Origin of the sequence: Mycobacteroides sp. H003, from assembly GCF_001440135.1 — a bacterium.
GTDB lineage: Bacteria > Actinomycetota > Actinomycetes > Mycobacteriales > Mycobacteriaceae > Mycobacterium > Mycobacterium gwanakae.
Genome location: NZ_LJYL01000021.1, coordinates 1 through 20255, shown reverse-complemented (window position 1 = coordinate 20255; position 20255 = coordinate 1). Strand labels below are relative to the sequence as shown.

General features: G+C 63.6%; 19 protein-coding genes, 2 pseudogenes and 2 riboswitches. Of the genes and pseudogenes, 7 read left to right on the top strand and 14 right to left on the bottom strand.

What is annotated here, in order from left to right:
- Positions 1-121 precede the first annotated feature (121 nt).
- On the bottom strand, positions 122-1654 hold the full coding sequence (locus AOT87_RS15310) for an LCP family protein (RefSeq protein WP_030095798.1): 1533 nt from the start codon (positions 1652-1654) through the stop codon (positions 122-124).
- A 151-nt stretch (positions 1655-1805) separates the two neighbouring features.
- Positions 1806-2420 carry a carbonic anhydrase gene (locus AOT87_RS15305; RefSeq protein WP_057965276.1) on the bottom strand — a complete coding sequence of 205 codons (615 nt, stop codon included), beginning with the start codon at positions 2418-2420 and terminating at the stop codon, positions 1806-1808.
- A 26-nt stretch (positions 2421-2446) separates the two neighbouring features.
- Between AOT87_RS15305 and AOT87_RS15300 the strand changes: the two genes are divergently transcribed.
- A complete protein-coding gene (locus tag AOT87_RS15300) occupies positions 2447-3289 on the top strand; it encodes an A/G-specific adenine glycosylase (RefSeq protein WP_109398786.1) in 843 nt (280 codons plus the stop codon).
- On the opposite strand, the gene AOT87_RS15295 is transcribed toward AOT87_RS15300, so the two are convergent.
- Positions 3286-4242 carry a helix-turn-helix domain-containing protein gene (locus AOT87_RS15295; RefSeq protein WP_057967917.1) on the bottom strand — a complete coding sequence of 319 codons (957 nt, stop codon included), beginning with the start codon at positions 4240-4242 and terminating at the stop codon, positions 3286-3288. The two genes, AOT87_RS15300 and AOT87_RS15295, sit on opposite strands and share 4 nt — an antisense overlap.
- A 71-nt stretch (positions 4243-4313) precedes the next feature.
- Here AOT87_RS15295 and AOT87_RS15290 point away from each other — a divergent pair, with 71 nt between their 5' ends.
- On the top strand, positions 4314-4517 hold the full coding sequence (locus AOT87_RS15290; protein ID WP_030095800.1) for a hypothetical protein: 204 nt from the start codon (positions 4314-4316) through the stop codon (positions 4515-4517).
- A 4-nt stretch (positions 4518-4521) separates the two neighbouring features.
- Here the strand turns inward: AOT87_RS15290 and AOT87_RS15285 are convergent, their stop codons facing one another.
- Complete coding sequence (locus tag AOT87_RS15285; RefSeq protein WP_057967918.1) at positions 4522-5304, bottom strand: alpha/beta hydrolase; 783 nt, start codon at positions 5302-5304, stop codon at positions 4522-4524.
- Positions 5305-5358: 54 nt separating this feature from the next.
- Here AOT87_RS15285 and AOT87_RS15280 point away from each other — a divergent pair, with 54 nt between their 5' ends.
- Both AOT87_RS15280 and AOT87_RS15275 read left to right on the top strand, forming a co-directional pair.
- Complete coding sequence (locus AOT87_RS15280; protein WP_030095802.1) at positions 5359-5676, top strand: antibiotic biosynthesis monooxygenase; 318 nt, start codon at positions 5359-5361, stop codon at positions 5674-5676.
- A 41-nt stretch (positions 5677-5717) separates the two neighbouring features.
- Positions 5718-7013 carry a serine hydrolase gene (locus AOT87_RS15275; protein WP_030095803.1) on the top strand — a complete coding sequence of 432 codons (1296 nt, stop codon included), beginning with the start codon at positions 5718-5720 and terminating at the stop codon, positions 7011-7013.
- 7 nt (positions 7014-7020) lie between these two features.
- On the opposite strand, the gene AOT87_RS15270 is transcribed toward AOT87_RS15275, so the two are convergent.
- Both AOT87_RS15270 and AOT87_RS15265 read right to left on the bottom strand, forming a co-directional pair.
- Entirely contained in the window at positions 7021-7815 is a 795-nt protein-coding gene (locus AOT87_RS15270; protein ID WP_030095804.1) for a CbtA family protein, read from the bottom strand.
- A 15-nt stretch (positions 7816-7830) separates the two neighbouring features.
- A complete protein-coding gene (locus AOT87_RS15265) occupies positions 7831-8037 on the bottom strand; it encodes a CbtB-domain containing protein (RefSeq protein WP_057967919.1) in 207 nt (68 codons plus the stop codon).
- A 19-nt stretch (positions 8038-8056) separates the two neighbouring features.
- Positions 8057-8185, bottom strand: a riboswitch (cobalamin riboswitch).
- 24 nt (positions 8186-8209) lie between these two features.
- A riboswitch (cobalamin riboswitch) is annotated at positions 8210-8437 on the top strand.
- Between the two features lie 104 nt (positions 8438-8541).
- Here AOT87_RS15265 and AOT87_RS15260 point away from each other — a divergent pair.
- The 3 genes from AOT87_RS15260 to AOT87_RS15250 are packed head-to-tail and all read left to right on the top strand — an operon-like array spanning position 8542 to position 11368.
- Positions 8542-9594, top strand: a complete 1053-nt coding sequence (locus AOT87_RS15260) for an iron ABC transporter permease (RefSeq protein WP_030095806.1) — start codon at positions 8542-8544, stop codon at positions 9592-9594.
- Positions 9594-10379: an ABC transporter ATP-binding protein gene (locus tag AOT87_RS15255; protein ID WP_057967920.1), complete on the top strand. Its 786-nt coding sequence runs from the start codon at positions 9594-9596 to the stop codon at positions 10377-10379. Before AOT87_RS15260 ends, AOT87_RS15255 begins: the two co-directional genes overlap by 1 nt.
- Entirely contained in the window at positions 10376-11368 is a 993-nt protein-coding gene (locus tag AOT87_RS15250) for an ABC transporter substrate-binding protein (protein ID WP_057967921.1), read from the top strand. Before AOT87_RS15255 ends, AOT87_RS15250 begins: the two co-directional genes overlap by 4 nt.
- Positions 11369-11440: 72 nt before the next feature.
- On the opposite strand, the gene clpC1 is transcribed toward AOT87_RS15250, so the two are convergent.
- The 8 genes and pseudogenes from clpC1 to AOT87_RS27880 form a co-directional block, all read right to left on the bottom strand.
- A complete protein-coding gene (gene clpC1, locus AOT87_RS15245) occupies positions 11441-13975 on the bottom strand; it encodes an ATP-dependent protease ATP-binding subunit ClpC (protein WP_030095812.1) in 2535 nt (844 codons plus the stop codon).
- 363 nt (positions 13976-14338) lie between these two features.
- The gene (gene lsr2 / locus AOT87_RS15240) at positions 14339-14683 is read right to left on the bottom strand and encodes a histone-like nucleoid-structuring protein Lsr2 (protein ID WP_030095813.1); all 345 of its coding nucleotides are present in this window, start codon (positions 14681-14683) and stop codon (positions 14339-14341) included.
- A gap of 174 nt (positions 14684-14857) precedes the next feature.
- A complete protein-coding gene (gene lysS, locus AOT87_RS15235; protein ID WP_057967922.1) occupies positions 14858-16360 on the bottom strand; it encodes a lysine--tRNA ligase in 1503 nt (500 codons plus the stop codon).
- 64 nt (positions 16361-16424) lie between these two features.
- On the bottom strand, positions 16425-17240 hold the full coding sequence (locus AOT87_RS15230) for a type III pantothenate kinase (protein WP_030095815.1): 816 nt from the start codon (positions 17238-17240) through the stop codon (positions 16425-16427).
- Between the two features lie 2 nt (positions 17241-17242).
- On the bottom strand, positions 17243-17665 hold the full coding sequence (gene panD / locus AOT87_RS15225; RefSeq protein WP_030095816.1) for an aspartate 1-decarboxylase: 423 nt from the start codon (positions 17663-17665) through the stop codon (positions 17243-17245).
- Between the two features lie 73 nt (positions 17666-17738).
- Positions 17739-18623, bottom strand: a pseudogene (gene panC, locus AOT87_RS15220) (pantoate--beta-alanine ligase); the annotation flags it as partial.
- 9 nt (positions 18624-18632) lie between these two features.
- Positions 18633-19586 (bottom strand): DUF2520 domain-containing protein, encoded by a 954-nt coding sequence (locus AOT87_RS15215; RefSeq protein WP_057967923.1) that lies wholly within the window; start codon positions 19584-19586, stop codon positions 18633-18635.
- Positions 19587-19741: 155 nt separating this feature from the next.
- A pseudogene (locus AOT87_RS27880) lies at positions 19742-20255 on the bottom strand (hypothetical protein); the annotation flags it as partial.

Below are 20255 nucleotides of genomic sequence, written 5' to 3'. Positions count from 1 at the left end.
TTCAACGGTAAGCGCAGGTCACTATAGGATGGCCGACCTCGCTCGGCGTGTCGGCGAGCTACACAGACTTCACAGTGCTAATTGAGGGTGACGCGGCAGAGCCGTTCCGGCGCACCGGGCACTAGTTCACGCAGGGAATGCCACTGCTGCCAACAACCGGCTTACCCGAGTCCGGCGGTGCGTAGTCCTCCGAACTCAACGAGCCGGCCATCGAACTCGCGGTGCCACTGTCTTCGGCACTCAAGACATCGGACGGCGCAGAGTATCCGTCTCCCAGCATGACCCGAATTCGTCCGGGCGCCAACGCGGGATCCGCACTGGGCTTCACATCAATGCCCAACATTGTGGACATGGTCTTGGCGTCGGCATCGGCACCTGCGCCGTAATCGATGGTGGTACTGGTCGATTCGCCGCTTTCCGGATCCCGCACGTCACCCTTGGTGTAACCGCGGCTCACCAGTGCCGACGAAATCGTTGATGCCAGACCCGACGTCGAGGTGGCATTCACCACGTCGACGGTGCTCGTGGGTGTCGCGGGAGCGGACGCGGGCGCGGCGTCCTCCCCCTTGAACGCGGCGGCCACCTTGGCCCGGATCGCCACCGGGTCGACGATGTTCACGTCGGCACCGTTGATGGTGTCGTACCGCACCACCGGCAGCGTCTGGAAGTTCACGTTGCCGTCCGCGATCTGTCCTATGCGCTGGAACTGCTTCTCGGTCCAGCCCTTTGACAGCACAACGTCCTTGTGGACGACGTTCATCAGACCGTTCAGTTTGGTGATGTCGGTGAGGGTGCCGGCATTGCGCAACTGCTGCATCACCGAGATCAGGAAGGCCTGCTGGCGATGGGTTCGGTCCAGGTCACCGTTTTCCAGGCCGTGGCGTTGACGCACGAACGCCAGGGCCTGTGAGGCGTTGAGGGTTTGTTCTCCGGCCTGGAAGTTCGCACCCGAATAGCTGTCGTAGACGGCATTGTTCAGGCAGACGGTGACCCCACCCAGCTCGGAGGCCAAGTCGTAGAAGCCGACCAAGTTGACCTCGGCGAAGTAGTCGATGGGCTGACCAGTAAGCCGGTGCACGGCATTGAGGGTGGCGCGCCTGCCTGCCTCACGGCTCTGCTGCTCCAGCGTCGCTTGATCGGTGATGCCCTCGTTGACGAGCTTGTCCGCCTCATTGGCCTTGGTCAGGCCATAGGCTTCCTTGATCTTGATGTGCTTGTAACCGGGTATGCCCTCGGCCGGGACCCAGTCGTCGCGAGGAATCGAGAACGCGGTGACCTTGTTGTCCGCGCCGACGTGCACGAGGATCAGGGTGTTGGTGTTGTAGCCGCCGGCATCCGAATCACCGGCATGCAGCTGGCTCAGGACCGCCTTCGGCAGGTCGTTTCCGTCCTGATCCTTCCGCGAATCCAGACCGATGAGCAGCATGTTCATCGAGCCGTCGCTGGACTTGCCTCCTTCGGCCTCCGCACCCGAAGTGGGGACATGACTGAACGCCTTGTAAAACACCTGCCAACCGGCGCCGGTTACCACCAGGCTGGCGCACGCCAGCAGAGCGAAGACTGCTCGACCAGCCGCAGTTTTACTTATTGACCAGCGGTTATTTGATTTGGGTAGTGCGTGCTTAGGCCGCCTGCGACCAGTGTCGCGGCTCATCGGTCGCCACCCCCGTGTGGCAGCAACGTACACACTGAACTACCCATCCCTCCCCCAGAGAAATCTGCATTCCGTCTAATTCTCCCATCACGGGCATCGAGATGCCATGTGACGTTTACCGAATGCACGTTGACCTGGGGTTTTGAGATCTTTACTCGCCGATGTCGCCGACGTGGCCGTGTAGAACGATGCGTCCGTCCGCGAGTTTGTAGGTCAGGTACACGATGGCGAGCTTGTTGGCCTTGACCGCATCGGCGACCACCTGGGAGCGCTGAAGCAGTTTGATGCCGGTCTCTTCGACGTGGCGGGCCTCGAACTCGTCGATGCGCGACAGCCCGTCCTTGCGGCCGCCCAGGATCGAGGGCATCACCCGCACCACCAAGTCCCGGATGTACCCGCCGGGTACCTCTCCGGTGTCCAGGGCGGCCACCGTGGCCCCCACCGCGCCGCAGGAGTCGTGGCCCAGGATCGCGATCAGCGGCACACCCAGTACCGCCACCGCGTACTCGATGGAGCCCAGGACGGCGGAGTCGATCACCTGACCGGCGGTACGCACGATGAACATGTCGCCCAGGCCCTGATCGAAAATGATTTCCGCGGCCACCCGGCTGTCCGAACAGCCGAACAACAGCACATTGGGGTTCTGACCATTGGCCAGCTCGGCCCGACGCGTAATGCTCTGACTCGGGTGCTGCGGAAAGCCACCCACAAAACGCTGGTTACCCTCTTTGAGTGCCTTCCAGGCGGACCTCGGATCAGCTGTCATACCCGTCATTGTGCCCTGACGAACTTTTGAGCTGGTTTGATGCCGCCGAACGAGACCTTCCCTGGCGACATCCGGAAGCGACGCCGTGGCACATCCTCATCAGCGAAGTGATGCTCCAGCAGACCCCGGTGTCCCGGGTGGAACCGGTGTGGCGGGAATGGGTGGCACGCTGGCCAGTTCCGTCCGCGATGGCGAAAACCTCTGTGGCAGAAGTACTACGCGCCTGGGGAAAGCTGGGATACCCGCGTCGCGCCATGCGCCTACACGAATGCGCCACCGTGCTGGCCCGCGACTATGGCGACCAGGTTCCCGACGACGTGGAGACATTGCTGACGTTGCCCGGAGTCGGGGCGTACACCGCGCGGGCCATTGCCTGCTTCGGCTATGGGCAGCGAGTTCCCGTGGTGGACACCAATGTTCGCCGAGTGATCGCGCGGGTGGTCCATGGCGTCGCCGACTCCGCACCATCGGCACGGGACCTGCGGGACGCCGAGGCATTGCTGCCCGTTGACAACGGGGCACGGTTCTCGGCGGCACTCATGGAGCTGGGCGCCCTGGTGTGCACCGCCCGCGCGCCGCAGTGCCCGCTGTGTCCGCTCAGTTCCTGCACGTGGCACGAGGCGGGCCGACCTGAATTAGACACACCCGCCCGGCCGGTGCAGAAGTACGCCGGTACGGATCGCCAGGTACGAGGCCGATTGCTGGATGTACTGCGCAGCAGCAGCATTCCCGTGACGCGGGCACAGCTCGACGTGGTGTGGCTGTCCGACATAGCCCAACGCGACCGCGCCCTGGACTCGTTGCTGGTCGACGGATTGGTCGAGCAGACCTCGGACGGCCGCTTCGCATTGGCCGGCGAGGGCGGCTAGCCGACCGCCGTCGCGAAGGTCTTGCGGTAATCGGTGGGCGTGATCCCGACACCGCGGCGGAAATGATGGCGCAACAGGATCGCCGTACCGAAACCGCTGCGCGCCGCCACGGCATCGATATCTAGATCGGTCTCCTCCAACAGACGTCGGGCCAGCAGTACCCGCTGGTCGATGATCCAGCGCAGCGGCGTCACCCCGGTCTGATCGGTGAACTTTCGGGCGAACGTACGGGTCGACATATGCACGTGTGCGGCAAGATCGGCGACCGTATGCGTCTGGTCGATGTTTTCGATGAGCCAATCAAACAGTCCGCCAAAGCCGTTGGTATCCACATCGGGTACTGGCTGCGGAATGAACTGACGCTGACCACCCGCGCGCTGCGGCGGCACCACCATGCGTCGCGCGATCTTGTTGGTGATCTCGCTACCCAGCTCGCGGCGGACCAGATGCAGGCAGGCATCGATGCCCGCGGCGGTCCCCGCGCTGGTGATCAGGTCGCCGTCATCGACGAACAGCACATCACGATCCACCGTCGCCGTTGGATGCCGGCGCGCCAGCTCGTCGGTGTACATCCAGTGCGTGGTGCAGCGGCGGCCATCCAACAGCCCTACCGCACCCGCGATGAAGACACCTGAGCAGACGGTGAGCACTGTGGCACCGCGATCTGCCGCGGCACGCACTGCCTCCAGCGCCTCCGGCGGGTAACCCTCGGTGTAGGTACGCGCCGGCAACGCCACCAAATCGGCATCGGCGAGCCCGTCGAGTCCGCGATCGGGGATCAGTGCGGCCCCGACCGTGGTGCGCAGCGGAACCCCGGGTTCCACCCCGCACACCCGAAAGTCGAAATTGGGAACACCGTCGCTAGTGCGGTCGAGCCCGAAGACCTCACATAAGACACCGAACTCGAAAACGGCGACCCGGTCGAGGACCAGCGTCGCCACCGAACGCAACATGGCTGAATATTATCGAAGGTCGTCAATTCCGCCACTGTTGGCGTGATATTTATCAGAACACAATTATTGCCATGACCATCTTCGCCGCCATTCTCGTCCTGCTATCCCCATTCGCCCTGGCGGTCGCACTGAGCTGGGTCGCCCGCCGAAACAAGACCTTCCGAATCCACCTCGATCAGTTCCGGGTCGCCGCACCTCTGGGCGGAACCTTTGCCGACGATCGAGACCTGCAACGGCAACTGCACGAGATGGAAGTGATCCACTCCCGGCGCTAGCCGTTTACCCGGCCGCGACTGCTGCGATGAACTCGCACACCGCCGCCCGATAGCGCTCTGGCGCGTCGTCGTGAATCAGATGCCCGGCCCCCTCAACCTTCACATAGGTTGATTTCCAACCTATTTCGGCCATCTTGGTCATCTGTCCGGGTGGCGCCACGGTCGCCGACGCCTCTATCAGTAGCGACGGACAACGCACCTGCCGCCACTGATCCCAGAAGTCGCGCACTCCCCATTCCGCAGCCGTAGCTATCCATTTGTCAATGGGGCCGTGCAAGCGCCAGCCGCCGGGCACCTGGTCAAACGCCTCCAGGAAATACTGTCCCGCAACGGGTCCGAACCTTTCGGTGACGTCGGCGGCCGATGTGAAGACTTCCGGCCAGGAGTACAGCCAGGGTTCCCATGGCCCCGTGGTACCGCCGACGAAATCCGGAGCCATGTCCTCCACGACCAACCCCGACACCAGCTCCGGATGCTCGGCAGCCAGGCACCACGAATGCAAACCACCCATGGAGTGCCCAACGAGCAGAGCCGGACCGTCCAGCTCGCGCACCGCCTTCGCGAGTGCCTCGACATAACGCTCAGTCGAAATCGGTTGGGCATCAACGACGTCCCGCCCTCGATGCCACGGTGCGTCATAGGTGTACACCCGGCCCAGCTCACGCAGCCAGGGCAACTGGCGCGACCAGGTGCTCCCACGTCCCATCAGACCGTGCACGAGCACGATCGACGGCGCCCCCACAGCTCTAGACAGACCGCCTTGGTCGAACAGGCGGTCGTGGTCCATGTCTCTCATCATCGCCCTGTCAACATAAGCCCCGCTGCCGGGTAGCCTGAACCCATGTCCGTGGTGAAGATCAACGCAATCGAGATCCCCGAGGGTGCGGGTCCGGAGCTGGAGAAGCGGTTCGCTCAGCGCGCCGGAGCAGTGGAGAACCAGCCAGGATTCCTGGGCTTTCAGCTGCTGCGCCCCGTAAAGGGCGAAGACCGCTACTTCGTGGTCACCCAGTGGGAATCCGAGGAGGCCTTCCAGGCCTGGGCCACCGGTCCGGCGGTCGAAGCACATGCCGGCCAGCAGGCCAAGCCCGTGGCTAAGGGCGCCCACCTGTTGGAGTTCGAGGTTGTGCTCGACGTGACCGGGGCCGCCGCCAAGGCGTGAACGGGGGGTTGCTGCGCGCGCGCATGACGCGCGCCGTTTCAGTGTGCACGGTGGCCGTGGTGGCGTTGTCGGTGGGCAGCACAGCGGGGTGTGGCATCAAACTGCGGCAGGTGCCGCACGGTGATGTCGATACAAGCACGCCTCCGGGCCTGCGCTCGCAACAGCTCATCGACATGCTGAATTCGAACTGGCCGATCGGTAAGCAAGGCGTGGCGACATTGGCCGCCGCCAACAAGGTCGATGACTACACCGAGATCATGACCAAGTTGTGGGTCGACCGGCCGTACAAGGTGAGCTCGGTGGATCTCGCCGCGAACAGCTCCACCGTCCACCTGATCGCTCCCTACGGCGCCAATGTGGACATCGGACTGCGCACTAATGACAAGGGAGATGTCGACAGGCTGGTCCCGTACCAGCAGCCCCCGACGATCGCCGACTGGTCCGATATCGACACCGCGCTGTCGGCATCCGGCGGCCGGTACTCCTACCGGGCCTCCAAGATCGTCAACGGACAGTGCGAGCAGATCGCCGGAACCAACACCTCCGAATCCATGCCGTTGGCTTCGGTTTTCAAGCTCTACGTACTGTTGGCCACCGGTACCGCGATCAACGCGGGCACCCTCAAGTGGGATGACCAACTCACCGTAACCGATCGCGGCAAGGCGCTCGGAAGCTCGATGGACAAGCTGCCGACGGGCTCAACCGTCTCGGTGCGCACCGCCGCTCAGAAAATGATCTCGGTGAGCGACAACATGGGCACCGACATGCTGATCAACCGCCTGGGTCGCCAGGCGATCGAAAAGGCCCTCGCAGACGGCGGGCACCATGACCCGGCATCGATGACCCCTTTCCCCACCATGCACGAGCTGTTCAACATCGGCTGGGGCATACCGGATGTCCGCCAGCAATGGAAGGACGCCACCACACCCGCACAGCGTGGTCAGATGCTCGCCGAGGCGGACACCCACGACTACAAGCTGGATCCGGACCGGACCACCACGCCCGCATCGAAATTCGGCATCGAGTGGTACGGCAACGCCGAGGACATCTGCCGCGTGCACGCGGCACTGCAGAAGGTCGCGGTGGGTGCGGCCGCCCCGGTCCGCGACATTCTGTCCGCGGAGCCCGGGATCGACCTACACAGCGAGAACTGGCGCTATATCGCTGCCAAGGGTGGCAATCTGCCCGGTGACCTGACGTTCAGCTGGTACGCCGAGGATCGCCACCATCAGCCGTATGTAGTGAGCTTCCAACTGAATTGGGACCGCGCATTCGGCCCTGGCGCGGCCGGGTGGGTGATCGGCCTGGCCAAGGGCGTCTTCAAGAAGCTGGGATGAGCGCTGGCTAGCCGGTGACGGCGGCCTCGGCGTTGACGGGCTTACGCCCGATCACCGTGGCGAATCCGATACCGATCGTCGCCCACATGATGGCCTGCGTCGTGAACGAGTACAGCCTGAACAGATACAGGTCATGCGCCGGAAACCCCGGATAGACGATCTTCCCGTCGGCATCGAGCAGCGGTTGCGGCGCCTCGACAAATCCGGGCGTGACCGCGATGACGAGCCCCACCAGCACGACGAACACCGCGGCGGCCGCGAGCGTGGCCGTCCAGGTGTCCACGCGCTGGGATAGCTTTCGGCCCACCCACAGCGCGACCGCGAGTGCGATCGCCGCGACCAGAATCATCAGCACGAAGTACCCGGTGCGCTCCTTGATGGTGCCCTCGGCGCTTGCTGCCGGCGGATTGGCCGGGAACTTCAGGAACGGCACCACATACAGCACCAGGAACAGACCACCGGCGACCGCCAGAGCCTGTGCGCGCGGACTGAGATTGCCGACCCGTCCGATCGCCACCACGTACGCCACCGCGAAGAGTGCGCCCATCGCGATTCCGAATCCGATGACACCGAGCGCCAAACCCGCATTTGCCTGCGCGAAACGGCTGAACAGTTCCGCGCCCTCATGATGGGCGTGAACGCCGGCCGCCTCGTCGAGCGCGGCTTGCGCCTCACCCCGGCCCTCCTCGTAGGAGATGGCCCTGTTGATGACGGGCTCGACGAAGATCCATCCAAAGATGAAGGAGAGCAAGCCACCCAATGCGCCGAAGCCTAAGCCGCGCAAAATTATTGACTTTTCCATGTATTCGGTCCGCTGCTAGTGGCAGGGGAAACCGAGCAGATGGCGGGCGTCGTGCACGAACTCATGAACGTGCATATCGCTACCGAAGATCGACACCGCACCCTGGTCGATGCCGATGAAGTAATAGGCGAGCAGCCCAAAGAGGGTAGTCACGCTCAACCACAGCGCAGCCTGGGGAATCGACACCGCAACCGGTTGGCTGGCGGACGTTGTGTGTGCCATATTGCTCCTTTTCGGGATACCGCGTCCCGGGTCCGATCGTCGTCTTCTGGAATCGACAGGTCGGGGTCTGACTTTTACAGTGGCGCGACCGTCCTGGGATCACACCAGGTTCCCGTCCTGTCGAAGGACGAACTGAGCTTAGTCGACGCGGCTGGTCTGCGCCTTCGAGTGATAGTTTTGGCCTCGCATTGGTTTCTCCATGAGCACCAAGAAGCGCTCCTGGAGATCGCAAGAGGGAATCCGGTGTGAGTCCGGAACTGCCCCGCAGCGGTATGTGGAAACGACAGCGGCACTAGAAGCACTGGGTCAAGTACCCGGGAAGCGGCCGCCGGTAGGTGAGGCTCGTAGATGAGCCTCGAGTCCACGAGTCCGAAGACCTGCCAACGCGGCCGCACCTCCTGGTGCGGTCATTCGCCAGTGCCGAGGGCCCGCCTGGTGGGTAGTGCCTATGCGGCGTATCCGTCATGCCCGAAGTGTCGGCGACCCGACGACGCAGGAAGATCGATGCTCGCAGCACAGCACGGACGGCCGGTGTTCCTGGCAGCGGTCGGCGGTCTGGCAGCACTACTGCTGCTGTCGGTGACGGCACTCGCCTTCGGCACCGCCGACGTGCCATGGCGCGACTGTCTGCATTTCCTCTGGGCAGGCGCGACCGGCGGCTCCGTGCCGGCCGCCGACGCGGCGAATTACCGAATCGTTGTCGAGTCCCGGCTGCCGCGGGTGATTCTCGCGATCCTCGTCGGTGCGGGGCTGGCGGTGGTGGGCGTGCTCGTACAGGCCATGGTCCGCAACGCACTTGCCGATCCGTACGTTCTGGGCATCTCCTCGGGCGCCTCGGTAGGCGCCACCGCGGTCGTGGTCTACGGGGTACTTGGCACCCTCGGGGTGTACGCACTCTCCCTTTCGGCCTCATTGGGAGCGCTTGCAGCAACCGCACTTGTCTACCAAATCGCCCGTACCCCACAAGGTCTGATACCTCTGCGGCTGGTGCTGGTGGGCACTGCGGTGGGGTACGGCCTGTCCGCGGTGACAACAGTGCTGGTGTTCTTGGCGCCGAACGGCGAAGCGGCGCGCAGTGTGATGTTCTGGCTGCTCGGCAGCTTGGGGGCGTCGTCATGGGACAAGGTGCCGGTGGCGCTGGCGGCGACCGTGATCGGCTTCCTATGCGTTGCAGGGCTCGCGCGTCAGCTCAACGCCCTCGCCATGGGTGACGAGGTGAGCGCGTCGCTGGGTTTACACGCCGGCCGCTTCAGGGTGTCACTGTTCGTGTTGTCCGCCGCCATGACGGGATGTTTTGTATCCATCTGCGGAGCAATCGGATTCGTGGGGCTGGTCATTCCACACGCGGCACGGCTGCTGGTCGGGGCGGACCATCGCCGGGTCTTGATCGTGGCTCCGGTGCTGGGCGCGTGCTTCCTTGTGGCCGCCGACCTCATCGCGCGGACCGCGATTCCGCCGCAAGAACTGCCTTTGGGCGCGATCACGGCCGCGGTCGGGGTGCCCGTCTTCGTCGGGTTGATGCGTCGCCGCGCGATGTCCGCGGGAGCGGTGGGCTGATGGACGTCACCTACCGGAATGTGTCGGTCGATATCGGGGGTACTCGGATCGTTTCCGGCATTGACCTCGAGGTCGGGGCCGGTGGGTTCGTCGGCATCGTCGGCCCTAACGGCAGTGGTAAGTCGACGACCCTGCGCTGCCTCTATCGCGCACTTGCTCCAGCCACCGGTGACGTCACAGTCAGTGGCGTGTCGGTGCGGGCAATCAGCATGCGGGAGAACGCTCGTCAGGTGGCCGCACTCACCCAGGACATGTCCTTGGACTTCGATTTCACGTCTGCCGAAGTCATCGCCACCGGCCGGTTACCGCACGGCACGTCCCTGCGCGGCACCTCCGAACTGGACCGACGCATCTGCACGGAGGCCACCGAGACGGCGGACGTGACCGCACTCGCCCACCGCAAGTTCAGTTCCCTCTCCGGCGGGGAACGTCAGCGAGTTCTCATAGCCCGCGCTCTCGCGCAACAGCCACACGTCCTGGTGCTGGACGAGCCGACGAATCATCTGGATGTGCGCCATCAATACTCGATACTCAGTTCGGCTCGGACACTGGGTATTACCGTCATCGCCGCACTACACGATCTCAATCTCGCGGCACAGTACTGCGACACGATCCATGTCATGGCCGAGGGACACGTGGTGCTGTCGGGATCACCCGACCAGGTCATTACCACCGAGTCCATCGGCCGCTGGTTCGGCATCGGTTGCCACGTCATCGCCCATCCACGAAGCGGCGTCCCACAGATCATCTTCGATGCTCAGCCAGAGAGGCAGGATAAGGAATGAAGGCACTCACCGGTTTGGCGGTCGCGATGTCGCTACTATCGGCCAGCTGCGCGACCATCGAGGCGCAAAGCCCCGGAACAACACGGGTTTCTGTCGAGAATTGCGGTGCACCACTGGATGTCCCGGTCCCCGTCACCCGGGCTGTCAGCAATGACACCGGGGTTACCGAACTCCTGTTCGCGCTCGGCCTGCAGGACCGGATGGCCGGCTACTTCATCGACGCCGGACAGGACCGGGACGTCGAAAGCTCGCCATGGAAGGCACAGTTCGAATCCACGACCAATCTGGGCCAGGGATTCACCCGTGAAGCGGTGCAAGCCGCGCGCCCCGACCTCGTGTTCGCCGGGTGGAGCTACGGATTCAACGAAACCTCCGGGCTCACCCCCGATTGGGTGCGCTCCATCGGATCGGTGCCCTATCAGTTGACCGAGGCATGCCGTCAGCCCGGAACCGTGCGGCGCGGTATCAAGCCGCCCCTCGATGCCCTCTATGAGGACCTGACCAATCTGGGAATCATCTTCGGGGTACAGGACCGTGCGGCATCACTGATCGCCAACTACCGCAAGACGATCGACGACGTGCAGTCACGTATCCCGCACGGCCAGCCACCCGCACGCGTCTTTCTGTATGACAGCGGCGAGGCGGAACCATTCACCTCCGGCAAGAATGCTGCGCCACAACAGATCATCGAGAAGGCCGGTGGTCGCAACGTCTTCGCAGATCTCGACGACAGCTGGACTACCTCCGCGTGGGAGACCGCCGCCCAGCGTGATCCGCAAGTGATCATCATCTGCGATTACGGGGTGGGCCCCAACAACACCGCGAACGCAAAGATCAACCTGCTCAAGGCGCAGCCCCTCATGAAGCACACCCAAGCGGTCCGCGACGGAAACTTCCTCGTGCTGCCGTACGCCGCGCTGGTCGAGGGACCGCGCAACCCGGACGCCATCGTCACTCTTGCGAACTATCTGCGCGACAAGGGATTCTGAGAAGACTTCACCGGAAACGCCGAACGCCCGGCCGCCGCGTAACGCGACAACCGGGCGCTCGAACAGAACTGCCTACTCCGAGGCGGAGGCTGCCAGGTCGGCAGCGGGCTCCTCGCCGGTGACCAGTGCGGGCTTTGGACGTCCGACGAACGTGAACTTCGCGTCCTCGCCGGTGCCTTCGCCATCCCAACCCTCGACGTCGACGGTGACCAGCTCGCCCGGCCCCACCTCGTTGAAGAGAATCTTCTCCGAAAGCGCGTCCTCGATCTCTCGCTGGATGGTCCGGCGCAACGGCCGCGCACCCAACACCGGATCGAATCCGCGCTTGGCAAGAAGCGCCTTGGCCTGGTCGGTGAGTTCCATGGCCATGTCCTTGGTCTTGAGCTGCTTGCCCACCCGTCCGATCATCAGGTCGACCATCTCGATGATCTGTTCCTGCGTCAGCTGCTCGAAGACGATGATGTCGTCGATGCGGTTGAGGAACTCAGGCCGGAAGTGCTTCTTGAGCTCGTCGTGAACCTTCTGCTTCATCCGCTCGTAGTTCGAGCCGCTGCCGCCCTCGGAGAACCCGAGGCCCACAGCCTTCGAGATGTCCGAAGTGCCCAGGTTTGAGGTGAAGATCAGCACAGTGTTCTTGAAATCGACTGTGCGACCCTGGCCGTCGGTGAGACGTCCGTCCTCGAGGACCTGCAACAGGGTGTTGTAGATCTCCTGGTGCGCCTTCTCGATCTCATCGAACAGCACAACGCTGAACGGCTTGCGACGCACCTTCTCGGTGAGCTGTCCACCCTCTTCGTATCCGACGTATCCCGGAGGAGCACCGAAAAGCCTTGAAGCGGTGAAGCGGTCGTGGAACTCGCCCATGTCGATCTGGATGAGCGCGTCGTCGTCGCCGAACAGGAAGTTGGCCAGCGCCTTGGACAGTTCGGTCTTACCGACACCGGACGGGCCGGCGAAGATGAACGAACCCGAGGGGCGCCGCGGATCCTTCAGACCGGCACGCGTACGGCGGATCGCCTTCGAGACGGCCTTGACGGCATCTTCCTGGCCGATGATCCGCTTGTGCAGTTCCTCCTCCATGCGCAGCAGCCGAGTGGTTTCCTCCTCGGTCAGCTTGAACACGGGGATACCGGTCCAGTTGCCCAGCACCTCGGCGATCTGCTCGTCATCGACCTCGGCCACAACATCCAGATCACCTGAACGCCACTGCTTTTCGCGATCTGCCCGCTGGGCGACCAGTTGCTTCTCGGAGTCGCGCAGGCGCGCGGCCTTCTCGAAGTCCTGGGCGTCGATGGCCGACTCCTTCTCCCGGCGCGCATCGGCGATCTTCTCGTCGAACTCGCGCAGGTCTGGTGGAGCAGTCATCCGGCGGATGCGCATGCGGGCACCGGCCTCGTCGATCAGGTCGATCGCCTTGTCCGGCAAGAACCGGTCGTTGATGTACCGGTCGGCCAAAGTGGCCGCCGCTACCAGCGCGCCATCGGTGATGGAGACCCGGTGGTGCGCCTCGTAGCGGTCGCGCAGACCCTTGAGGATCTCGATGGTGTGCTCAACGGTCGGCTCACCCACCTGCACCGGCTGGAAGCGACGCTCCAGGGCGGCGTCCTTCTCGATGTACTTGCGGTACTCGTCGAGGGTGGTCGCGCCGATCGTCTGCAGCTCGCCGCGGGCCAGCTTGGGCTTCAGGATGGAGGCCGCGTCGATCGCACCCTCGGCCGCGCCCGCACCGACCAGGGTGTGCAGCTCATCGATGAACAGGATGATGTCGCCGCGGGTGTTGATCTCCTTGAGCACCTTCTTGAGGCGCTCTTCGAAGTCACCGCGGTAGCGGCTGCCGGCCACCAGGGACCCGAGGTCCAGGGTGTACAGCTGCTTGTTCTTCAGTGTCTCGGGCACCTCGCCATGCACGATGGCCTGCGCCAGGCCCTCGACGACGGCGGTCTTACCGACGCCGGGCTCACCGATCAGCACCGGGTTGTTCTTGGTGCGACGGCTCAGCACCTGCATGACCCGCTCGATTTCCTTCTCACGGCCAATGACCGGATCGAGCTTGCCCTCCATGGCAGCGGCAGTCAGGTTACGGCCGAACTGGTCAAGAACCAGCGAGGTCGACGGAGTTCCAGCCTCGCCACCGCGGCCACCGGTACCGGATTCGGTGGTCTCCTTGCCCTGGTAGCCGCTCAGCAACTGGATGACCTGCTGACGCACCCGGGTCAGCTCGGCACCCAGCTTGACGAGCACCTGAGCCGCGACGCCTTCACCTTCACGGATGAGGCCCAGCAGGATGTGCTCGGTGCCGATGTAGTTGTGGCCGAGCTGCAGCGCCTCGCGCAGGCTCAGTTCCAGCACCTTCTTGGCGCGCGGCGTGAAGGGAATGTGCCCGGACGGTGCCTGCTGCCCCTGGCCGATGATTTCCTCGACCTGGCTGCGCACCCCCTCCAGGGAAATACCCAGCGACTCCAGCGACTTGGCGGCGACGCCCTCGCCCTCGTGAATCAGACCCAGCAGGATGTGCTCGGTGCCGATGTAGTTGTGATTGAGCATGCGGGCCTCTTCTTGGGCCAGCACGACCACCCGCCTTGCGCGGTCAGTGAATCTCTCGAACATCGGTCTCCCTCGCTTCCTCGTCCGGCCTTTGCGCAAGCGGTTCATCGTGCCGCTCGGGGTTCCCCCCAAACGGCTCATCCCCGCTGGCACTAGGACCTAATCGCCACTCTAGTGGTCGGCCGTAGTCGGCGCGGTGCTCGCATACCTGGAGATGGCTCCTGAGTGCTCAGCGGAGCCCATCGGAACCCGGTGGAACCGTCCCCAAAAATACGAATCACCGCACCCGGCGGTGCTTGTTAGGCAACCGAACAACGCCAGATGCGGTGAAAACGTTTCCGATTTTGATCCGACTTCGCCGTAAGCGAAATTACCGGGGGGACCCGCAAGTCGACGGGTTTTAGGAGGCGGTCTTAGTTGGCAGTCTTAGTTGGCGGCGTTGAACGCGTCGACAACTTCGGCGGGAATGCGGCCACGCGAGGACACATTGTGACCGTTCTTGCGTGCCCACTCGCGGATCGCGGCGCTCTGCTCACGATCGATGCTCGCGCGCCCGCGACCCGACCCTGAACTCCCCCGGCCACGACGGCGCCCACTGACGCGACGAGCATGCTCGACCCATGTGGTGAGCTGATTACGCAGCTTCTCCGCATTCTTAGAAGAAAGGTCGATCTCGTAAGTCACGCCGTCAATACCGAATTCAACGGTCTCGTCGGCTGGCGCCTCGCCATCGACGTCATCGACAAGCGTAACCGTGACCTTCTTAGCCATTCCCTTTGTCCTTCCAAAAGCGGAACCCCCGTTGGTCCACTTCAAACATGCCACGGATTGCCGCAAAGTTCAACATACGCGCAAGGCTGCGCGTGTTCCACTCAAGGCAAGCGATTCACTACACGCATAGTTGACTCATAGTTGAAAAGCGAGACAAAAATTCGGACGCGTAGATCAAAGCGTAGGTCGGACGATCGGAAACAGGATCGTCTCGCGAATTCCCAGTCCGGTAAGCGCCATCAACAACCGGTCGATACCCATGCCGGTTCCCGCCGCCGGCGGCATTGCATGTTCCATCGCACTGAGGAAATCCTCATCGAGGCTCATCGCCTCATCATCACCAGCCGCGGCCAAACGAGCCTGGTCAACGAACCTTTCACGCTGAATCACCGGATCGATCAACTCCGAGTATCCCGTTGCCAATTCGAAGCCCCGAACATACAAATCCCACTTCTCGGTCACGCCGGAGATGCTTCGGTGCTGACGAGTCAGTGGCGACGTCTCAACTGGGAAATCTCTGACAAACGTCGGCGCGGACATTTTGTCACCGACCTGGTGCTCCCACAGTTCTTCGATGAGTTTTCCGTGCCCGTAGCCGCGATCGGTGGGAATCTCTGCGCCCACTCGCTCGGCGATCTTCCATAGCGTGGCAATCGGTGTATCAGGCGTGATCTCCTCGCCAAGAGCTTCCGACAACGACGGATACATTTCCATCGTCGTCCACTCACCGTCCAAGTCGTAGGTCGACCCGTCGGGCAACGCCACCTGCCTGGTTCCCATTGCGTCGTCCGCTACCTCCTGTATGAGCTCGCGGATCATTGTTGCAGCGGTGTCGTATGTGCCGTACGTCTCATATGTTTCCAGCATCACGAATTCGGGAGAATGCGTCGAATCTGACCCTTCATTTCGAAAAACTCTGTTGAGCTCAAAAATCTTGTCGAAACCGCCGACGAGCGCCCTTTTCAGGAAAAGTTCCGGTGCAATACGCAGATACAGGTCGATATCGAGTGCGTTGGAATGCGTAATGAACGGCCGGGCCGCAGCACCTCCGGCAAGGGTCTGCAGGATCGGTGTCTCCAACTCCAGGAATCCCCGTCGGTGCAGAGCATCACGAACGGCGCGCATCACCGCGACACGCTGCCGCGCAATCTGGCGCGCCTCGGGCCGCACGATGAGATCCACATATCGCTGGCGCACTCTGGTCTCTTCGGACATCTCCTTGTGAGCAACGGGAAGCGGGCGCAATGACTTGGAAGCCATCTGCCAGCTGTCCGCCAGGACGCTCAGTTCGCCTCGGCGTGAGCTGATGACCTCGCCCTGTACGAAGACAATGTCGCCGAGGTCCACATCGGTTTTCCAGTCCGCCAGGGACTGCTCGCCGACACCGGCAAGGCTGATCATCACCTGTAATGAGGTGCCGTCGCCCTCCTGGAGCGTCGCAAAACACAGCTTGCCGGTATTCCGGGAGAAAATGACGCGACCCGACACACCCACCTGATCACCCGTGCTGGTGTCCGTCTCGAGGTCCACGTACGCATCACGAACCTGCTTGAGGCTGTGGGTTCGGGGTACCTCCACCGGATAGGGTTCAACACCCTCGGCGAGCAGCTTTTCGCGCTTGGCCTGCCGGATGCGAAATTGTTCCGGCAAGCTGGTCTGCGCGTCAGGATCAGTCACGTCTCGGCAGCTTAGCGGTAGTGCTTCTCCGGGACTGTTTCGCCGATTCCGGCGTCCGAAAATTCTATTTCGCCGAGCGGGGCTTACCGCGCTGGTCGGCCCGGTTGCGCTCGTACACCAATCGCAAACCGTCCAGGGTGAGGTGCGCCTCGTAGCGGTCCACCGTGTGCGTCTCGGGAAGGATCAATGGGGCCGTGTGTCCGGTGGCCACCACCGTGGCACCGGCGCCGCCAAAGCCTTCGATATCCCGGCGCACCCGCTCGACAAGCCCGTCCACCAGCCCGGCGAATCCGAAGACCGCCCCCGCTTGCATGCACTCGACGGTGTTCTTGCCGACGACGGAACGCGGCCGCGTCAGCTCCACCCGTCGCAGCGCGGCACTGCGGGCGGCTGCGGCATCAGAGGACACCTGCACACCCGGCGCGATGGCTCCTCCCAGGAATTCACCCTTGGCCGACACCACGTCCACACAGATCGAGGATCCAAAGTCGACCACGATGCACGCCGATCCAAATCTATGGTGCGCGGCAAGGCAATTCACGATTCGGTCGGCGCCGACCTCTTTCGGGTTGTCGACGAGCAGCGGCAGGCCCGTACGCACGCCCGGCTCGATGAGGACCTGCGGAACGGCCGACCAGTACTGATCGAACATTCCCCGCATTTCGTGCAGCACCGAGGGCACGGTGGACAGTGCCGCGACACCGGTCAGTGTCTCGCTGTCATCGCCGATCAGTCCGTCGATGGTGAGGGCCAGCTCATCGGCGGTGATCTCGGGTTCCGTGCGAATCCGCCAGTGCTGAACAACCTTGGCATGCTCGCCGGTGCCCGATACCAGTCCGAGGACGGTGTGGGTGTTACGTACGTCGATGGCCAGCAGCACGGCTACACCAGACCGCGGGGCGATACCAGACCGAAGTTCTCGGGCACGTAGGCCGGATCGCCAGAGTGCTCACCCAGCTCAACCTGCTTGTTGTCCGAGTCGACGAACACCACACGCGGCGTGAAGGCGCGTGCCTCCGCATCACTCATCACACCGTAGGCGATGATGATCACCAGGTCCCCAGGATGTACCAGATGTGCTGCGGCACCGTTGATCCCGATGACGCCGCTGCCACGAGTACCGGTGATCGCATACGTCTCCAGCCGAGCACCGTTGTCGATGTCGACAATGGTGACCTGCTCGCCCTCCAGCAAGTCGGCGGCCTCCATGAGGTCTGGATCGATGGTGACCGAGCCGACGTAATGCAGATCGGCATGCGTCACGGTGGCGCGATGGATCTTCGATTTCATCATCGTGCGGAACATCATTGTCCTCCAGTCAGTTTCGCCAGGGCAGTGCGTGATCGGGGTCCGCGGGTCCAGAAGAGCCGATTCCGCCGCCCAATTCCAGGGGAACGTTGTCCAGTAGCCGGGTAGTACCCAGCTTGGCGGCCACCAGCATGCGGCCGGGTCCTTGTGCGGGTGCGGGGCCCAGATCGGCGCCGCGAACCTCCAGGTAGTCCACCTCGATGGCGGGCACCTCATCGAGTACCGCGCGGGCCGCGTCCAGTGCCGATTCCGTGCCGGCCGAAGCCGAGTAGATTCCGGCAAGTAGCGCGGCCGACAGTGCACCGGCCTGCTCGCGGTGTTCCTCGCTCAGGTAGACATTCCGCGAGGACATCGCCAGCCCGTCCGCCTCACGGACAATCGGTATCGGAACGATGCGCGTCTTGAGGTTGAGATCGGCGACCATCTGCCTGATGAGCACCAGCTGCTGGTAGTCCTTCTCGCCGAAGTATGCCTGGTCGGGAGCCACGATCTGCAGCAGCTTCAGCACAACTGTCAGCATGCCGGCGAAATGCGTTGGACGCGAGGCACCCTCGAGTTCGGCACCAAGCGGTCCCGGCTGGACGGTGGTGCGTTGCCCATGGGGATACATCGCCTCTGCATTCGGCGCGAACACCAGCTCGACACCCTCGCCACGGAGCTTTTCGACGTCCGATTCCAGGGTGCGCGGGTACGCGTCGAGATCCTCGCCGACGCCGAACTGTAAGGGATTGACGAAGATCGACACCACGACCACCGCGCCGGGCACCTTCCGGGCATGCCGGACCAGCGTCAGATGGCCCTCATGCAGCGCACCCATGGTCGGTACCAACATGATCCGGCGTCCGGTGTGCCGCAATGCCTTCGACACGTCGTACATCGTGTCGGGATCATGGTGAACGGTCAGTTCTCCACTGAGGTAGCCCTTCGGCCCCTTCGGCCCATACAAACTCGTCATCAAGCAGCCCTACCTAGTCCGGGGTTCCAGTGCGGCGAAAACTGATTGGGGCGCGTGCGCCCGCTGCGCAGTACGTCGAGCATCGGCGCGGTATGCCTCGGCCAGCGCCGGATCCGCCTCGGTCAGTGCATCCAGGTGGCGCCCGATGGCCGCGCCGTCTCCCCGCGCCACCGGACCTGTCAGAGCTGACTGCCCACGGTCCAGCGCATTGGTGACGGCGGCACGAATCAACGGCGCCAGCATCCGTTCGGGCAACCCGCCCGGTCCATCACCGATGATCTCCTGCCCCAACAGTTCCTGACCCCATAGCGCCGATCGCAGCGCCTCAACCGCATCTAGTACCAGCGTCACCACGTGGTTGCTTCCGTGCGCCAGGGCGGCGTGATAGAGAGTGCGGGCGTCCTCGCGCACTCGTACCGGCTCGCCGCCTATCTCCAGCACCAGCGCCGTACCGATCGCGTAACCGATCTCGTCGGCCGCGGTAATTCCAAAGCAGGCATTGGGAAGTCGCTCAATATCCTCATCCCCGCCTACGAACGTCATGGCCGGATGGATGGCCAGCGGCACGCACCCGAGGGCAGTCAACGGCTCCAGGACCGTGATGCCGTTGGCGCCCGACGTGTGCACCACGATGGTTCCGGGCCGTACCGAACCGGTAGTGGCAAGCCCCGAGACCAAGGCCCCCAGCTCGTGATCCGGTACTGCAAGGATCAGTAGCTCGGCACGCGGAGCGACCTCCTGGGCGGACAGGACCTGACTTTCCGGCAGTCGTTCCTCGGCACGCCGACGCGAGGCATCAGATACCGCGCTGCATGCGACAACGAAATGGCCCGCCGCCTCCAGCGCGACGCCCATGGCAGTACCCACTCGGCCGGCCGAGATAATCCCGACAGCCAGACGCGCGGGCCGCAAGCCATCAAGTGGCCCATCGGCTTGGCTATCGACATTGAAAGCCTCAGACATGCTGAACGAGACACCTCGCAGACTAGATACGTTCCAGTCCTGCCTGGCAGGTACCGGACGGTCATCAGCAGGCTAATCCCACCGAGGCGCTACCGGCAGTGCCCGGAGCCGTTAGATTGCTCACTTTCGCGCACGGTGACAAAATCCGCCGAAAGTCAGTCCTCGCGGCGCCGGCGGCGGCCGCCACCGGACTCCGAGGGCTCTGACGGATCTCCCTGGAGACGTCCCAGCAGGTCGGCGACCGAGAAGCCACCCGTTTCCTCAACATGGCGGCGACCGCGCGACTCCTCGGATTCCTCGGGTTCCGGGGCCCGCCGACGACCACGTGGCTCTTCGGATTCCTCGGGTTCGGGGGCCCGTCGGCGTCCGCGCTTCTCCTCAGGTTCCGGCGCCCGGTGTCCCCCGGAGCTCTCCGGATAGCTCTGTTGTTCCGGGGCCGGCGGTGGCGGCGGGTAAGAAGGCTCGGGCGCCCAGTGCCCACCGCCGGCATTCTCGGGCCCGGCCGGAGCCTGGTGGCGTGACGGCGATCCGGAATGTCGACCGACGACTGGCTCTGCCTGATACGGAGTTGGAGCAGGTGCGGGTTCGTTGGATGCCCAGTTGCTTCCGCTGGTGCCGGGAGGCAACCACTGGCCTTCGGCGGGGGCCGGAGACCACACGCTCGGTGGC

Excerpts from the sequence above, each read along its gene's own strand:
- AOT87_RS15265 (WP_057967919.1), bottom strand. The coding sequence starts at position 8,037 with ATGGCACACACAACGTCCGCCAGCCAACCGGTTGCGGTGTCGATTCCC.
- AOT87_RS15255 (WP_057967920.1), top strand. The coding sequence starts at position 9,594 with ATGGACGTCACCTACCGGAATGTGTCGGTCGATATCGGGGGTACTCGG.
- panD (WP_030095816.1), bottom strand. The coding sequence starts at position 17,665 with ATGTTCCGCACGATGATGAAATCGAAGATCCATCGCGCCACCGTGACG.
- AOT87_RS15260 (WP_030095806.1), top strand. The coding sequence starts at position 8,542 with ATGCTCGCAGCACAGCACGGACGGCCGGTGTTCCTGGCAGCGGTCGGC.
- AOT87_RS15305 (WP_057965276.1), bottom strand. The coding sequence starts at position 2,420 with ATGACAGCTGATCCGAGGTCCGCCTGGAAGGCACTCAAAGAGGGTAAC.
- AOT87_RS15250 (WP_057967921.1), top strand. The coding sequence starts at position 10,376 with ATGAAGGCACTCACCGGTTTGGCGGTCGCGATGTCGCTACTATCGGCC.
- AOT87_RS15295 (WP_057967917.1), bottom strand. The coding sequence starts at position 4,242 with ATGTTGCGTTCGGTGGCGACGCTGGTCCTCGACCGGGTCGCCGTTTTC.
- clpC1 (WP_030095812.1), bottom strand. The coding sequence starts at position 13,975 with ATGTTCGAGAGATTCACTGACCGCGCAAGGCGGGTGGTCGTGCTGGCC.
- AOT87_RS15290 (WP_030095800.1), top strand. The coding sequence starts at position 4,314 with ATGACCATCTTCGCCGCCATTCTCGTCCTGCTATCCCCATTCGCCCTG.
- AOT87_RS15280 (WP_030095802.1), top strand. The coding sequence starts at position 5,359 with ATGTCCGTGGTGAAGATCAACGCAATCGAGATCCCCGAGGGTGCGGGT.
- AOT87_RS15215 (WP_057967923.1), bottom strand. The coding sequence starts at position 19,586 with ATGTCTGAGGCTTTCAATGTCGATAGCCAAGCCGATGGGCCACTTGAT.
- AOT87_RS15270 (WP_030095804.1), bottom strand. The coding sequence starts at position 7,815 with ATGGAAAAGTCAATAATTTTGCGCGGCTTAGGCTTCGGCGCATTGGGT.
- lsr2 (WP_030095813.1), bottom strand. The coding sequence starts at position 14,683 with ATGGCTAAGAAGGTCACGGTTACGCTTGTCGATGACGTCGATGGCGAG.
- AOT87_RS15310 (WP_030095798.1), bottom strand. The coding sequence starts at position 1,654 with ATGAGCCGCGACACTGGTCGCAGGCGGCCTAAGCACGCACTACCCAAA.
- AOT87_RS15285 (WP_057967918.1), bottom strand. The coding sequence starts at position 5,304 with ATGGACCACGACCGCCTGTTCGACCAAGGCGGTCTGTCTAGAGCTGTG.